The sequence below is a fragment of the uncultured Maribacter sp. genome (assembly GCF_947496775.1).
GTDB lineage: Bacteria > Bacteroidota > Bacteroidia > Flavobacteriales > Flavobacteriaceae > Maribacter_B.
This window is the reverse complement of the sequence record NZ_CANMDU010000001.1, coordinates 1-16246: the sequence shown is the minus strand read 5'-3', so window position 1 is coordinate 16246 and position 16246 is coordinate 1. Positions and strand designations below refer to the sequence as shown.

At 33.3% G+C, this 16246-nt stretch carries 12 protein-coding genes; 1 reads left to right on the top strand and 11 read right to left on the bottom strand.

Annotated features, from left to right (window positions below; genetic code table 11):
• Positions 1-93: 93 nt before the first annotated feature.
• From Q0856_RS00060 to Q0856_RS00040, 5 genes are all read right to left on the bottom strand, one after another.
• The gene (locus Q0856_RS00060; protein ID WP_298501486.1) at positions 94-861 is read right to left on the bottom strand and encodes a M48 family metallopeptidase; all 768 of its coding nucleotides are present in this window, start codon (positions 859-861) and stop codon (positions 94-96) included.
• Positions 862-983: 122 nt separating this feature from the next.
• Positions 984-3689: a T9SS type B sorting domain-containing protein gene (locus Q0856_RS00055; RefSeq protein WP_298501484.1), complete on the bottom strand. Its 2706-nt coding sequence runs from the start codon at positions 3687-3689 to the stop codon at positions 984-986.
• Positions 3690-3735: 46 nt separating this feature from the next.
• On the bottom strand, positions 3736-4569 hold the full coding sequence (locus Q0856_RS00050; RefSeq protein ID WP_298501483.1) for an ABC transporter permease: 834 nt from the start codon (positions 4567-4569) through the stop codon (positions 3736-3738).
• Positions 4570-4591: 22 nt separating this feature from the next.
• Complete coding sequence (locus Q0856_RS00045; RefSeq protein ID WP_298501481.1) at positions 4592-5494, bottom strand: ABC transporter ATP-binding protein; 903 nt, start codon at positions 5492-5494, stop codon at positions 4592-4594.
• Between the two features lie 84 nt (positions 5495-5578).
• Complete coding sequence (locus Q0856_RS00040) at positions 5579-7240, bottom strand: IgGFc-binding protein (protein ID WP_298501479.1); 1662 nt, start codon at positions 7238-7240, stop codon at positions 5579-5581.
• 125 nt (positions 7241-7365) lie between these two features.
• Here Q0856_RS00040 and Q0856_RS00035 point away from each other — a divergent pair, with 125 nt between their 5' ends.
• The gene (locus Q0856_RS00035) at positions 7366-8442 is read left to right on the top strand and encodes a hypothetical protein (RefSeq protein WP_298472658.1); all 1077 of its coding nucleotides are present in this window, start codon (positions 7366-7368) and stop codon (positions 8440-8442) included.
• Between the two features lie 61 nt (positions 8443-8503).
• Here Q0856_RS00035 and Q0856_RS00030 read toward each other — a convergent pair whose 3' ends face one another.
• The 6 genes from Q0856_RS00030 to Q0856_RS00005 form a co-directional block, all read right to left on the bottom strand.
• Positions 8504-9562: a nucleoid-associated protein gene (locus Q0856_RS00030; RefSeq protein WP_298501477.1), complete on the bottom strand. Its 1059-nt coding sequence runs from the start codon at positions 9560-9562 to the stop codon at positions 8504-8506.
• Between the two features lie 67 nt (positions 9563-9629).
• Complete coding sequence (locus tag Q0856_RS00025) at positions 9630-10133, bottom strand: hypothetical protein (protein ID WP_298472653.1); 504 nt, start codon at positions 10131-10133, stop codon at positions 9630-9632.
• 42 nt (positions 10134-10175) lie between these two features.
• Positions 10176-11189, bottom strand: coding sequence for a COX15/CtaA family protein (locus Q0856_RS00020; RefSeq protein ID WP_298501476.1), 1014 nt, complete (start codon positions 11187-11189; stop codon positions 10176-10178).
• A gap of 359 nt (positions 11190-11548) precedes the next feature.
• Positions 11549-13489 (bottom strand): OmpA family protein, encoded by a 1941-nt coding sequence (locus Q0856_RS00015; RefSeq protein ID WP_298501474.1) that lies wholly within the window; start codon positions 13487-13489, stop codon positions 11549-11551.
• 11 nt (positions 13490-13500) lie between these two features.
• On the bottom strand, positions 13501-14439 hold the full coding sequence (locus Q0856_RS00010) for a type IX secretion system membrane protein PorP/SprF (protein ID WP_298501472.1): 939 nt from the start codon (positions 14437-14439) through the stop codon (positions 13501-13503).
• Positions 14440-14476: 37 nt separating this feature from the next.
• Positions 14477-16246, bottom strand: a 1770-nt coding sequence (locus Q0856_RS00005; RefSeq protein WP_298501470.1) for a gliding motility-associated C-terminal domain-containing protein, incomplete at its 5' end; no start/stop codon positions are given.

Sequence of the window (16246 nt, the reverse complement as noted above, 5' to 3'; positions counted from 1 at the left end):
CTTGCATTATCAAGGGTAATTAGTGTTTGTTAAAAGTAAAAGGTAATGGTCTAAAACCATTGCCTTTTACTTTTAATTTTATGTTATTGAGATTTATTTTTTTGCGTCTTGCTCTTTAGCCCATTTTTTAGCACGTTCTGTACGTTTAGCAGAACCTGGATGCGAGGAAGTGATTGAACCTTTACCACCATTGCCACTTAAATCTGCAAGTTTTTGAAAGGCCCCTGCCATAGCATGGTAATTGTATCCCTTAGAAACTAAGAACTTAAAGCCATATGCATCAGAGTCAGATTCATGGGTTTGTGAAAATTGTGCATTAGCAACCGTTTCCACAAAATTTCCTATTTCATCATCGGCCAAAATTTTTCCAGCTCCAGTATTTGCAGTAGCTACATCTTTAGCCGCCGAAATACCATAAGCAGATTGGTATCTTTTTTTAGAGTGTCCTAATTTAACATGCCCTATTTCATGCCCTATAACGCTTAGGATTTCATCATCAGTCATTAAATCCATTAAGCCAGCCATAACTCTTACACTACCATCTGGTGTTGCAAAAGCATTAACATCTACTACCAAATACACTTTAAAGTTTAAAGTAAGACCATCTGCTGTTTCTAATCCGCTAACCAATTTATTTAAACGTTCTCCATAAGGATCTCCGGGACCAGCTACAGGATTGTTGTCGTCCATCCATAGAACGGATTGTAAGGATAATGCTGCCATATCTTCATCGGATAAAGTTGCAGCTTTTACTAGTTTTTTTCCTGCGTTTACATTTCCTTTTTTAAGAACTTTTCCAAATTGCGCTTGTGTGGAAACCGTAATTAGGGACAAAAATAATAATGTAATGGAGTGTTTCATTTGTATATATTTAAAATTTGCTATTTATACAAATATACTAGTCATACCTCGCTAGAAAAACTAATAAACTTATTTTTGTAAGAAATGTTTTATTTTTTTAGGGTAGGTCTATTTCTAAGGAATTAACGTTTTAAAGTAAAATGACCTGCAAATTCGCGCCCATCTTCAAGTTTGGCTTTAAACCAATAGTCCGAGGAAGGCACCTTTATATTTCCTGAAGTACCATCCCATTTAGCGTTCTGCGGATCTAATGAAGCTATTAATTGTCCATACCTATCAAAGATTTGGACATAGGTTATATTTTTTAAGCCCTTAATTTCCCAAAAATCGTTCTTGTTGTCTTCATTTGGGGTGAAGAATTTATCGTAACCAGCTACAGAAATAAGTTTTTTAGAGATGCCACATCCGTTTTTGTCTTTTACAAATACAGTATTAAAACCAGCAGGAACGTTGCTAAAAAAATTATCGTCCCTAAATTCTATACCATCTATAGAATACTCATAATTTCCAGGACCAGAAACTTCAATAATAAGAGTATTGTTTTTTGAAATATCTTTAATATTTACATTTTCAATTTTTGCAATATTCGAGGGAACAACTTTAAACTCTACTTTGCTGGGACAACGAATAGTCGAATTTAATTGGTTATAGTGGTAATTTGCTTCAAGTATATAAGCGCCAGGTTCCGTAATTATTATATTTTCCCCTGTACCAATATTGCTTTCTGAGTTTTCATTTTTTTTAATCCAAGTGTAAGAATCAAATCCTAGAGGTGCATTTATCGATAGGAATGGGTCGTTTAGACAAATGGTATAAGATTCTTCCATTTGAAATAAAGGGGATGGGTCTACTTCTAAATTAATTTCTAAAATATCTTGACATTGATTATTATTCTCTATTCTCCCAAATACAACTACAGGTGCAGAGGTAAATAAATCTGGAAGTTCATTTTTTTCTAATGAGAGGTCTTCTAAGTTTTGGTAAAACTCGATGTTTTGACCTGGAAAATTATTAATTCTTATGGTTTCTAAATTAAAAGTTCCTACCGAAACAGAATCTTCAGGGTTTTCATCGCATGTATAGAACGAATGTTTGTTAAAGGCCAAATCAACATCTGTGACATTAAGTTTAATTTCTCCTGTAACGCTACAATTAGATTTATTACTCACCTTATAGTATATCGTTTGGTTATACGGATTGGTGTTTACGAAGTTTGTCGTGTTGTCTATGGGTAGATTGTTTAGGACATCTGCTTCAGATTCATAATACGTATACACCAAATCACTTTGCTGATTTATTTGATTTAGATTGAATGAAGTAATACCGTCTAACATATTTGTAGGTCCGGTGTCACATTGGGTTAATGTTAATGTAGTTATAGCAGGTGAAGGGTTTATGGCTAAAACTGCTTCTCCGTATATTATACATTCTCTAGAATCTAGGGGAACAATTTCCACGGTATATCGACCAGCATCAATTTCTTCTGAAACATCAATTTCGTATATGTTGTTGTCTGGGTTTACAAATGGGTTTCCATCTTTTTTCCAATTATAGGTGGCTCCCGGAAAAAAATCAGTTTCAAATTTAAACGGCTCTCCTTCGCAAACTGTTAAGCCGCCAGAAGAAGTACCATCTTCATTATTTACCAGGTCAATTGTACTAAAAAAAGATTGAATAAATGGAGGTAGTCCCTGAGTTCCGTTTCTTCCAGCAAGGGATATGGCATTATGTAGGTAGCTTGCGTCCTCTCCTTTTTTATTTGGCTCGTTAATAACCCCTAATTGAGGTATGCCGTTAAGGTAGTTTGCTGCAATGGTCCTGTATATTTTTCCGTTGTTTCCTAATTGCAAAGCTCCTCTGTAAATAGCATCTTTATGTAGAACTACTTCTGAACCGTTACTGTTTATTTCATCCAGTGAAAATTGAAGTAAAGAAGATGCATGATCAGTAATTTGATTTCGATTTTGTATATCATTAGAAGTATGAACATATAGGAAATTTCCATTACCAGAGAATTCAATCCCGTAGGCATTTTTGTGCTCGTCTGCAATTACAACTTGTTCTTGATTTGAAAAAATACCTGTTGCGTCATCAAAATCATATAAATAGAGACCAGAACGCATGTTCGCGCTAGCTATTTTTTTTCCGTCAGGGGAAAATTTCAAATAGCCTCTAGGGTCCTCAATGGCTATATCGTTAAATGTGCTTTTTACAGAATTATGTACAACACCTGTTGCATTTATTTCAAAAGCATGATAGGTGTTAAAAGTATTTTGCTGGCCATTCTCCGAGGCTAATGTCACTAACCAAATAGATTTACTAGAACAATCTTTTATAACAGCCGAAAGTTTTTCTGAGCAATCTTGAAGAAGATTAATGTTCTTTTGGAGAACTGTACCGTTACCGTTATTGTAACTCAAGTCTACTATTGAATAGTTTAATCCCTCATCAATTTCGCCATTGTTTAAAGTAACGTCAACCGTAAATATGTAATAAATAGTAGGACTTTCTGGGTGAGGAATAATTATTGCGGACTGGGTGCTAGAGGTGTTACCATATAACCCACTTCCGTTTTCCATTAAATTATGATCTCTATTGTAAACCCGACTTCCATCGGTATAAAATAATAAATCTCCTTGGCTGTCTGAAATTGTAGCGCACCCTTCTAGAGTGTTTAATTGACCATCAGTGAGAGCTGTAACGCTACCATCATTATTAAAATGAATACCTGCATTGTTACCAAAATACCAATTGGAAGTCTCTCCTTGACTTTGTAGTATAAAGGGATTGAAAAAAAAGAAAACAATATAAAATATAATATTTTTCATTGTGTTGGATAACAACACAATATACTAATTTTTTTAACTATGTAATTTACAGATCTCTCTTTTTTAGTAAAGCATAAGAGGAGTAAATAAATATTGCCGTCCAAGCAAGTACTATTAATATTTCATACCAGTGGGTGTGGTAATTCAAAGATATTTTTTCTCCGACTTGGTCTGCAACTGTTTGTACTGCCTCTAAGCGAGTAAAAGGTTCTTTAATTAAGTTAAACATAGATTGCAATGGGAAGAACCCCATAACAGTATCCGTGGCGTTAGCATCAAATAATTTCCAACGAATTAAGCCTCTGAATATTCCTTCTAAAATTTGCCAAACTATTAAAAACCCCAAGGCAAATGCAGAACGTTTTACCAAAATACCTAGAAAAAGACAAAAAGAAAAGAAGCCAATTAATTTTATAAAAAAAGCAAATACAAATGTTAAATCAGAAAATATTATAGAGAGCTCATTGAAATCTGAATATATAAGTCCTAAAATTAAAGAAACAAAGAAAACGAATATAGTAGATACAATAGCAAAAGTAATTACGGTTAAAAATTTAGATAGTATAAATTCTTTTTTAGACAAACCATCTATTAGGTTTTGTTTAATTGTTTTGTTACTATATTCATTAGCCATCATAGAAACAATGACAATTGCTAAGAATAGTTTAAAAAAACCGGTTACGAAAGTGTTAAAATGCCATATGTAAGGAAAATTAAAAATGCCGACTTCTGCTAAATGAAATTTTATTGGTCCTATATCAAATTTAATGGCTGCTATCAATGCAATAGAAGTAAGTAATGCAAAATAGGTAATAACCAAAACTTTACTTGCTCTATTATTCCAGAGTTTTATGAATTCTATGTGTAGTAATCGTATCATGATGCTTTTTGTTTCGGATGGATTAATTGGCTTGGTTTTTTGTTAAGGTTAAGAATTGTTCCTCTAAGCTCTCTTTTCTTTTTACTAAATGTGATAGTACAATCCCTTTCTTAAAAAGTGTTTGGTTTAGAACTTCTGCATTTAATTCTTCTTTTAGGAAACCAGTAATCAATCCGTCATCATATTTTATTTCTCCAAAACTACTATGTTCTTCTAGAATTTGTTTTAATTTCTCGGGTTCCTTTGTTTTTAACTCAAAAAAACCATGACTAGTAAGCATACCATCTACGCTACCTGCGTATAATTTTTCTCCTTTTCTTAAAATAACCACGTGGCTGCAGACTTTTTCTACTTCGTCTAATAAATGAGAAGCCAGAAGTATAGTAGTACCTTGCGAGGCTATTTTTTTAATGATTTCTCTTATTTGGTGAATTCCCTGTGGGTCTAATCCATTTGTAGGTTCATCTAGTATTAATATTTCAGGATCATTCAGTAGGGCAGAAGCAATAGCTAAGCGCTGTTTCATACCTAAGGAATAGGTTCTGAATTTACTGTATTTCCTGTCTAGTAACCCGACTAGTTCTAGTTTTTCTTCGATTTTTTCTTGCGAAACATCTTTTATTTTACAGACCAATTTTAAGTTCTGAACAGCCGTCATGTAAGGGTAAAAATTAGGCCTTTCAATAATTGCGCCTACTTTTTTAAGTGCTTCATGAGTAGAGGAGTTTCCATTAAACCATGAAAACTCTCCTTCGGTTCTATTTACAACGTTTAATACAATTCCTAAGGTAGTAGACTTTCCACTGCCATTGGGGCCAAGAATACCATAAACATTTCCTTTTTCAATAGTAAAAGAAAGGTTTTTTACCGCAGTAAGCGAACCGTATTTTTTAGTGAGATTGGTAACCGTAAGAATATTTTCCAATTTAATTTCTATTTAGAAGGATTATGGTAACAAGACGAGTCAAATTTATTTTTGTTACAATTTTTTAGTGTAAAAAGAAATTTATTATTGTTTGACTCTATATGTTATTCTTCTGTTAGTTATAATGGTGCATATATTAGCATGAATAATATTGCTAGGATATGAACAGGAACCTTTGGTTACTTCTACGTAATAATCTCCAGGTTTTATCGGAATATATGTTTTACTATTTGCTCCGATAATTTCTGTACCATTTATATACCATTGATAATTATCAAATTCTCCACCTATAATCGTTATTTCACTACCAGGTAGACAATTCTTTCCTGTAATTTCTAAATTAACATCTGGTACAGTGTCGAAACCAGAAAAATAACCAGCAATTCCTCTGGCGCCATTAAAACCAAGAAAACCTACTGCAATTGGACCTGTGGATTCAATAGTTACATTACCATTTAAACCACTAATAAAAAATGTTTTCCAGTCTGCTGTTCCAGTTACAGGAATAGGATTAGGAAGTGTTACAACTCCTGTATTGTCAGTAACAATAATGTTTGCATTTGGGGTTGAGGTAGACGCTATTAAACTTATACCTCCAGTAGCGTTAATACCAGCAATATCTCTTATATCTGTAATATGATCCATTGTATCTGGAAGTAAGCAGTTTACAGGGGCTATGAAATTTAGCCCCACAGTATGAATGCCAGAAGCTCCTGATGTAACTTGATAAGCATAAGAATCTTTAGAAGTGGTTACAAGCATATTGTGACCTCGTGAGGTTCCTGAATAATGAGAACCGGGTATTTCTACATACTCGCCATTGTTAATAGTTGCTATTGGAGTAGTAGATCCATTAATAAATACATCGGTATTGTCGTGAGTGCCAATAATTAAAGGGAATTCATTTTCATTATTTCCATTTCCTCTAACAAAAACATATTCTCTTCCAATACTATTAGTGGGTACTGGTTGATCAATACCGGCATCCCGTGAAGCACTAGTAGACCTAACTCCAAAATTTAACGCTCCATTGCTAATTGCAATATCTTTGTTAGATGTAATTGTAGCACCTAACCAGCCATCAATGTTTGCTGTAGCCTGATTTTTAATAGCTTCTAAAACAAAGCTTTCACCTGCGCTCAAGGTAATTTGAATTGTATTAGCCGTAATGCCATCGGCGTCGCTTTGCAACCTAAATTCGCAATTGGTATCATATCCAAAAATATCTACTACGGTATTGTTTTCTGTAGCCATTATACCCAAAGAAGAACTCATAGTGTTATGGTTAGCGCGTATTGGAGGGCCTCCCCATCTAAAGTTTTGACCAAGAGCAGGCCTGCCTTTAGAAGTAAGAGAAGTGGCCTGAGAGTTAGAACGTCCTCTATAGTTAACGTAGAACTTTTCTCCAGATGGAGCTTCGAACTTTAAACCGCTTTTAGATAGTATAACGCCAGTGTTGGTATTGGTAACTAAGGTTATATTGTTGTCCCCATTTCCAAGTGTATAAGTTATTGGAGTTGTTTTTGATAAGGAAAAAGTTGTAATAGGAGTTGTATTAGTTCCTTGATAAACATGTACGTTAAAAGCAGTACTATTTGGAGTGGATAAATATATTGCTTGTTGCTGAATAGCTTGGTTGTTTCTATTCTGTTTTAATGGGGGTAAATAATGAAGATCGCTTAATTGACTATATGTAGAAGTAATGAATAAGATAAATAGACATGAAAGTATATATTTAAATTTCATTTTTTTTGTTTAAAGTTGGCACTAAAATAATGGTAGTATAATTCCTACAAAATAAAATGTTGTCAATCTGTAAATTACAATGGTGAAATATCTTGTATCTTTAGTTTTATTAAAAAAGTAGAAGTATGTCTGATGAGAAATTGATGTCGAAAAAGAAACCAGCCTACCCTGTTAATAGGGAGTTAGATGCTTATTTGGAAAATTATAATAGAAAAATAGAGATTCCTATTTTTTATGAAGACTTACTCCGTTTTTCTGGTTCTGTTTCGGTTTACGATGTTAATGATGTAGATACCTTATGGATTAGAGTGTATTACTCCGAATATGAACGGCAAGAGATAGATTTGAGTTTAAAAAAGGTATATTCTATTTTGCATTCTGATGGTAGTGACGCTATTATTCAGTATTTAAATGTAGATGCAGTAGATTATTGTACGTTTGGTAATTCTAAGCCTTTTCGTATAAAAGTAAGGAATATTTTAAATGATAATTTCACCTATTTTTATATAAAAAAAACAGATGCTTCTAGAATTTACGGATTAGAATTGGAGCATATGTTGTCTCCTTATAATTTAAATTTTTTAGTGCATGAAGATACTTTAATAGAAGAGCATATAGCAGGTATTCCTGGGGATTTTTTTATAAAAGAGATGTTGCCTAAGTGTACAGAATCAGAGAAAGCGCAACTTGCAAAAGAGTTTGTAAAGTTTAATGAACGATGTATGATTAGGCTACTTGGCGATATGCGTTCTTATAACTATGTTATTGTACCCACGCACGATTTTGACCACGTAGTATACAAAATAAGAGCAATTGATTTTGATCAGCAATGTTTTGAGGGGAAATTAAAAGTATATAGGCCGCAATTTTTTAAGGAAAACTTTTTAATGGTAGAATTAGTGCGAAAAAAACTGCAAAAGAATTCTATTGATCAGTATAAGGTAGAAGAACGGTCTATAGTTGCTAAGCGGATAATAAGTTGGGAAGGAAGGTTAACAAGACTTGTGGAAATTTGTAAAAAGGATTCTATATCTATTCCAGAAAACATTGCCATGTTAAAGGATCTTATTTACGAGCTTATATTAGATATGGATTTTAAAAAGTGTAATTCAATGGGAGAGATTTTAGAATTGGGCTTAGATTTTGTAAAAAGAAATTATGAAGATGTAAGTATGAATCAAATTATACAAAGTAAATACTAAACAAAAAAGGCTTTGTAATTAGTTTTTTATTACAAAGCCTTTTTATTTTTTTTGCAATTTCTTAGTTTTTTTCTTCTTTGTTAAAATATACTAAGTAATAATACATTTGTTTTTCTTCATCCCATCCTTTTTCTACGAATTTTTCTGCAGATTCCGGGTTTATGAAGTCCATTTTAATTTGAATGTTAGTATCTAAATTAATAACATTTTTGATTTTTTTACGAGCGTCAGAAACAGCTTTATTAGCTATATCAAAGGTAGAAACATCTTCGATACTATATTTAGGCCCTTTATCTACTTTATAGTTTTTAAACTCTGGAATTAATTCTGGGTTTTCCATTACTTCATTTAAGAAACTACTTTCTTCAAATTCGTCGTTTTTAGCAAAATGATTTACAGCTCTATTCATAAAAAGAACTTCTTGCTGCTTATCTTCAGCAGGTAAAACCACATCTTTAGCAAAGTCTTGACAAAATTTAATATAATTTTTGGTGTAGAAATTTTCATCCGCTAAGGCCTCTACCCCTAAAAAGTTTTCTAACCAATACTTAGTGTCGTATCTATTGCTGTCTACAGATAAAACTTTAAAGCCCTCTTCTTTAGCTGTATTGAAAATTAAACAACCTTTATCTAGTTTATTAATGTTTATCCCTTGTTGTACAAGAATGTTAAGATTGTCTTCCGTTTCTTCAAATTGAAGAAAATCGTGCTTAAGCTCGCTTTTAAATATGCCTATAGCTTCTACTTTTACATTATCTAACATTATATTAGACAAATGAGCAACATAAACTTCACCACTTTTAATATGTGGATGGTTTGATTGTTCAAATAAATGAGTCGCAATTCTTTTAGAATTAGAGTGAAGACTAGATGGATTTATAAATATATCTGAAACTATTTTATATATTTCATTAAACTCAACATCTATTTCATTAGATAGTTTAAAATAGTTTTCTTCTTTTTCTCTGAAAGGTTTAAAAAAGTATTCTTTTAATAATCCTGTAGTTTCATCGTTTAAACCAAAGGCATCGGTAGAAAGAAAAAGACCTTCGCCTTTATTTTTATTTCCAACACGATGTAAAGAAATACTTTCTATTTGAGCAGGGTATAAGTTAATCATACTAAATGGTAGTGTTCATTTTTGGTTAATTTATTGTAATCTTTAAAGAGACTAAATGTACAAGAGATTAATTCCAATTTTCGTCAAAATCTAAATCGTCGTAATTATCGATAGAATCATCAAAATCAAAATTAGACGGGTCTTTTTCTGCTTCAAATTTCTTTTCTGGAGGTGCTTCGGGTAATTCACCAAAGCTAAAAAGAAGATTAGGGTATGCTCTTCCATCTTCTTTATCCACAATATCAGCCAATTCTATAAGAAAGGTCCACATACTTAAAAAGTCATAAACATAAATAAGTTTAGGTGTCTTTACAGAAAGAATATCTTCAACAAAGGTTTCATTCATTAAACGAACGTCAGAACCACTTTCGCTTAAATCGAAAAGAGCAATTTCTTCTTCTTGATTCCATTCTTGGTCGCAGGTATAAAAAGAAGCCATTTCATTACCTAAAAACCCGAATGCTTGAGTTATGGCGTTATGAAAATCTTCAAGAGATACATGAGATTCTATTTCTATATCTCTAAAAATATCTTCGGAGGCATCCAGAATTATTCTTACCTTATAAATCATTAGTTATAATTTGTGAATAGGCAAAGTTACAATAATTACTTATTATTTAGAGAATCTATGTAAAGTAAAGGTCATTGCTCCTAAAAGTAAAAACGCAACAATCTGATGGGCAATACCTAACCATAGTGGAACTGCTAAAAGCAAGGTAAAAACACCTAAAGCAAATTGTATAAGTACTAATATAACTAAATACTGAATTCCTCTTTTTTGTAATTCTGTTGTTGTTATTCCTTTGGATTTAACGCGAATGTATATTATAATAGCAACAACAATATAGGCAAGATACCTGTGTATAAATTGAACACCGCTTTTACCTTCGATAAAATTTTTTAAGAAGGGTTGTTGCTCCATATAAACTGTTTCATGTATTAATTTTCCTTCACTCATAGAGGGCCAGAAATTATGTATAAAACCAGCATCTAACCCTGCAACAAAAGCTCCCCAAATTATTTGAGTGATTAATAGGAGTAAAGCAATTTGTAATATTTTTTTTAGTCCTGGTACTGCTGGTTTTCTCTCAGGGTATATTAAGTCTAATGCTACCCAAAAACTATAGGCACAAGTTATAAAGGCGGTTATAAGGTGGGCTGCTAATCTAAAATGAGAAACATCTGGTCTATTTACTAAACCACTTTTAACCATATACCAACCAAGAAATCCTTGAAAAGCACCCATTCCTAATAAGAGAAGGCATTTTTTTAAGGTTGCCTTATTTAGCTTTTTGCGAACTAAAAAGTACACAAAAGGTACTATAAATACAATGCCAATAAAACGCCCAATAAAACGATGTAACCATTCCCAGAAAAAGATAGATTTAAAATCCTCTATTGCGAAATGAGAATTAAGTTTTTGGTATTCGGGGAATTGTTTATATAAATCAAAAGCTTCTTGCCATTCTTCTGCATTTAATGGTGGCAGTGTGCCAGATATAAGGTTGTAGTTAGATATAGAAAGCCCGGAGTGTGTTAGCCTTGTTATCCCACCAACTAATACCATAATAAATATTAGGATACAACCCGTAAAGAGCCAATATATAACAGATTTATTTTCCTTCATAAATGCATCTTCTTTAGAAAAAAAAGGATGGTTCAAAATTACCACTCTTTGCTTGAATAAAAAATAGATTTTGTTTAAGATATGATGTGGATTTTATTAGAAACAAAAAAGGGAGAACACAACCGTGTTCTCCCTTTTTTAGGTATGCTTGTTAATACTTATAGAGGTCAATAAATAGCTACCTATGTTACAGCTCAAATTTTGAGCAAATGTTAAGCTGAGCAGAGTCGAAGTCTATTTAGAACTAACGAATAGTTCTCGACTCCGCTCTAACTAACAATGGTAACCTTTTAAAACACATAATTTTAATCCGTTGAAGGTATTTACTTTTGCGTATTTATCTACAGACCTCTTAATACTTATTTTACTACAATAAATTCTGATCGTCTATTTGCTTGGTGTTTTTCTTTAGAACAAATAACCTCATTACTACATTCATTGGTGAGTTCTGTTTCTCCAAACCCTTTGTGCGATATTCTTTCTTCGGCAATCCCTTGTGAAATGAGATAGGCAGCAGTAGATTTAGCTCTACGTACAGAAAGCCCTTCATTATACCAGTCATTTGCGCGAGAATCTGTATGAGAACGTACTTGTACATGTACTTCTGGAAATTCTCTAAGGTATGCCAATACTTTTTCCATACTAACTTTAGCATCTTCTCTGATAAAAGATTTATCAAAGTCAAAGTAAATAGGGACAATATCTAAGTATTTAGCTAAATCCGTTCCAATAGGAGCGGCTCTTCTTGTTTTTTCTAGGGAGAGTTCTACATCTGTAATATCTTTAGCGGCAATAGTTGCAAACATTTTATCTCCTTGGTTGTAATCTTCTTTAGTGGCTACTAATTTGTAATCGCCTTTAGCACAATCTCCATCTAAAGAAAAAGAGCCATCATTTCCTGTAATTCCTTTAGTGATAATTTCATTAGCACCATTGCAAACCATAACTTCTGCTTTTGCTAAAAGAGCTCCAGTTTCCATGTCTTTTATAACACCCGCAATTTTAATATGACAATTTAAGTCTAATGCTTTATTTTCAATAAAACTGTATATGTCATCGTCTCCTTGGCCTCCGTCTCGGTTAGAGGCAAAGAAACCTTTTTTAGTTTCTTCATTAAAAATAAAAGAAAAATCATCTTCTTCGGAATTAATAGGTCTTCCTATATTTTCTATAGAAGGTTTGTGGCTATTTTCTAAATTAGTTACAAAGACATCTAACCCTCCTAAACCAGGATGTCCGTCAGAAGCGAAGTATAATTTATTATCTTGCGTAATAAAAGGAAAAGTTTCTCTACTTTCTGTATTGATTTTTTCTCCGAGATTCACAGGAGCACTATAAGAACCATCAGGATTTATGTTAACAAAAAAGATATCAGACTCTCCCAGAGTTCCAGGCATATCAGAAGCAAAATAAAGTTTCGTTTCATTTTTGTTTAGAGTAGGGTGGGCTACAGAATAATTATCTCCACTAAAAGGTAGTTCTGTAATATTAATCCATTCTCCTTCTGCTAAAGTAGCTTTGTAAATTTTTAATCTACTAACTCCATTTTCGTCTCTAGAGAATTTTCCATTTTCAGAATTATTTCTAGTAAAGTAAACCGTATTACCATCTTTTGTAAAAGCGGTAGAGGATTCATGTGTTTTTTTGTTCAGAGCTTTAGAGAGCTTAGAAGCAGAAACATAATCTCCTTGTTCGTTAGCAGTTGCTTTGTAAAGGTTTAAAAAGGCTTTGTTGTTCCATTCATGAATTTTACGAGATGTTAAACCGCTATCTCTAGCAGTAGAGAATACTAACATTTCATTAGTCATAGAAGGAGCGAAGTCCGATTCTTTAGAGTTAATTGCTAAATTTTTAATATCATATCGATTGGAATTTGCTTCTATATTGTCTAAATACTCTAGATTTTCACCAAATTTAATAGCTCTTTGATCTTGAGCATTAGCAGCTTTAAATTTTTGCATCCATACATCAGACTCAACGTATTTTTCTAAAGATTTTAGAGTTTGCGCATAACGATACATAAATTCAGGGTCAATAGAAGTGTTTTCTAATTGAAACAATTGCTCGTACCATTTGGTTGCCTCTTGGTAATTGGCATTTACATAGTTTGCGTTTCCTAAATTTTTAAAAATTTCTTCTTTGGAATACCCATCTTTTATCAATTTTTCATAAGAATCAATTGCAGGAGCATAGGCATAATCCTTATAATTTTGATTGGCTTTGTTTATTTTCTTTTCTTGCGCATTAACCACAGCAGTCATTGTAGCTAATCCTAGGAATGTATATATAATTTTTTTCATCTTGGTAGCTATTAAAAGAATCTTGGGGTTATTACTTTTTTGTATTTAGTTTTAAGTTCATATCGAAGCATAACTTCAAAAGAACCATCGTTAAAGGCTGTATTGCCTAATTCTGTAGTTTCTTTATCATATGCTAAGCCAACCATAAATTGGTCAGAGATTTGGAAGCCAACTAAGGCACTTAAGGCAGCATCCCATCTATAAGCAGCTCCTAACGTAAATTTATTATGTAGCATAAAATTAGCAGAAAGGTCTACTTGTAAAGGTGCTCCTTGTACTCCTTTTAAAAGAACGGTAGGTTTAAATTTTAAATCAGGATTAAGGTCAAAAACGTAACCAGTTATAAAATATAGATTTAGACGTTCTTGCGCTAACCCTGTTGTGGATTGCCCTGAAGAATCGAAGTGCTCTGTTTTTAAGAAATTAGGGACTGATAATCCTGCGTAAAATTTATCGGTATGGTAATAAATACCAGCGCCAAAATTGGGCGAAAATTTTCTGTCAATATCTTGGTATCCAGCAGGATTAAGAGCAGGGTTGTAGTTACGTAATTTATTAAAATCAATATTTAATAAATGTCCACCAGCTTTTAAACCAAAGGATAGTTTGCCTGAATCTGATGTTGGAATGGTATATGAGAAAACCGCATCGAAATACGTATCTTGATTGGTTCCATTACCAATTTCATCATTTACAATAGATAAACCAACCCCAACTCTTTTAGAGACAGGAGTATTAAAACTTAGGGTTTGTGTAGTAGGCGCACCATCTAGACCTACCCATTGCGAACGGTGTAGTCCAGTGATACTAAATACTCCACGAGAACCAGCATAAGCAGGGTTCACGGACATGGTATTATACATATATTGTGTATACTGCGCATCTTGCTGAGCAATTAACCCGCCAATAGAGGTTAAGGTTAGCAGTAAGGTTATATATATTTTTTTCATAATTATTATGCTTTATGGTATGTGTTTTATTAGTTTTTTATCTGTTAATGTATAGGTAACCAGCTTTCTTTTTAGCTTGCCCAAGGTTCATATAGTCTACCACGTAGTAGTATATGCCCACAGGTAGCTTCTCATTTTGCTGAATAGTAGCTCTTCCATTGGAAATTCCTTGGAAGCCATTACTACCATTGTCATAACCTTGAGTTTCAAAAACTAATACTCCCCATCTGTTATATATTCTTACTGTATTATCTGGGTAGGCTTCAATATTTGTTATTTTAAATATGCCATCTGTTATATTTGGGTCTACAAGATCATTCTCAAAAATTATATCGCAAGCAATACCGTCTGGAACTGTACCACCAATATGATTACAAGGGTCTTGAGGGTTAGTGCCATCTTCCATTTCTTGACCGTTGCTAATGGTATCACCATCACAATCTGCTACTAAATAATCTCCTGATCTTTCTACAGTAATACTAGTGGCTATAAAATTACAAGGATCATCTGGGTCCGTAGCGTCCATAAGTTCTGTTTCATTTAAAACGCCATCACCATCACAATCGGATATTAAATAGTCTCCTGTTTGTGCTAATGTAACATTGGATCTATCATAATCACATGGGTCTTCTGGGTTTGTACCATCCGCGATTTCTTGTTCATTGGTAACACCATCACCATCACAATCTGCTACTAAATAGTCTCCTGACACAGGAAGAGTTGCACTTGTAATAACATAATCACAAGGGTCATGTGGGTCTGTACCGTCTTCTTCTTCGGTAGTATCTAATACGCCATCACCATCGCTATCTGCAATTTCTCTAAAATCTACTTCAGTAGTAGTTGGGTTATCGTCATTATCTGTAGCTATTGCACCAGTATCTAAATCATTGTTTACATCGTTAGCTGGAGTATCATCAAAAGCATCATTTAGTCCATCATTATCGGCATCGGCGTTAGGATTAGTTATAGTACCTTGACCAGCTTCTATAACATCATCAATACCGTCGCCATCAGAATCTAAGTCTATATAATCAGGCGTGCCATCTTCATCTATATCCACAGGGGTTAATCCGCCTGGATAGTTTGTATCCAAACCAACTGTATCAAAAGCATCAGCAGGAACTGTATATGCACTGGTTAATTGTGCTTCTACATTATCAGGAATACCATCATCATCAGCATCGATATCTAAGAAGTTTGCATTACCTGTACCATCTGTATTAGTAGGCGTTGTACCTTCTGTACTATCTGCTTGACCGTTATCAGTTGTATCACTAAATCCATCATCATTAGAATCAATAACACCATCGTTATTGGTGTCTAAATCTCCATTACCGGCTTCGTTAACATCTAGAATACCATCGTTGTCTGCATCGATATCAAAATGATTAGGAATACCATCACCATCAAAATCATATGCTGGTTCAACCGAGCCGTTAGTATCTCCTACTAAAGGATTACTAGGTTCATCATCTAAATAATTAGGAACTCCATCATTATCATCATCGGCACTTGGGTCTATACCATTAGATTCATCTAAATCGGAAATACCATCGTTATCATCGTCAATGTCTATGGCGTCAATTATACCATCTAAGTCAGAATCAATTTGCACATCAATAGTTACTGTAGCTGTATCACAGATAGTATTATTAGCTGTTAAGCAAATAGAATAGGTAACTGTGTAAGTACCTTCAGTAGTTCCTGCTGGAATAACAATAGTACCGTCGTTATTAATAGTAACACCAGTAAGCCCACCATCATTAGTTATAGCAATATTGTTATCAATTAAAGCATCCGTAGC

Bases quoted from the DNA above. Each gene is read 5' to 3' on its own strand.
- Q0856_RS00060 (WP_298501486.1), bottom strand. From the start codon at position 861: ATGAAACACTCCATTACATTATTATTTTTGTCCCTAATTACGGTTTCC.
- Q0856_RS00055 (WP_298501484.1), bottom strand. From the start codon at position 3,689: ATGAAAAATATTATATTTTATATTGTTTTCTTTTTTTTCAATCCCTTT.
- Q0856_RS00050 (WP_298501483.1), bottom strand. From the start codon at position 4,569: ATGATACGATTACTACACATAGAATTCATAAAACTCTGGAATAATAGA.
- Q0856_RS00040 (WP_298501479.1), bottom strand. From the start codon at position 7,240: ATGAAATTTAAATATATACTTTCATGTCTATTTATCTTATTCATTACT.
- Q0856_RS00035 (WP_298472658.1), top strand. From the start codon at position 7,366: ATGTCTGATGAGAAATTGATGTCGAAAAAGAAACCAGCCTACCCTGTT.
- Q0856_RS00030 (WP_298501477.1), bottom strand. From the start codon at position 9,562: ATGATTAACTTATACCCTGCTCAAATAGAAAGTATTTCTTTACATCGT.
- Q0856_RS00025 (WP_298472653.1), bottom strand. From the start codon at position 10,133: ATGATTTATAAGGTAAGAATAATTCTGGATGCCTCCGAAGATATTTTT.
- Q0856_RS00020 (WP_298501476.1), bottom strand. From the start codon at position 11,189: ATGAAGGAAAATAAATCTGTTATATATTGGCTCTTTACGGGTTGTATC.
- Q0856_RS00015 (WP_298501474.1), bottom strand. From the start codon at position 13,489: ATGAAAAAAATTATATATACATTCCTAGGATTAGCTACAATGACTGCT.
- Q0856_RS00010 (WP_298501472.1), bottom strand. From the start codon at position 14,439: ATGAAAAAAATATATATAACCTTACTGCTAACCTTAACCTCTATTGGC.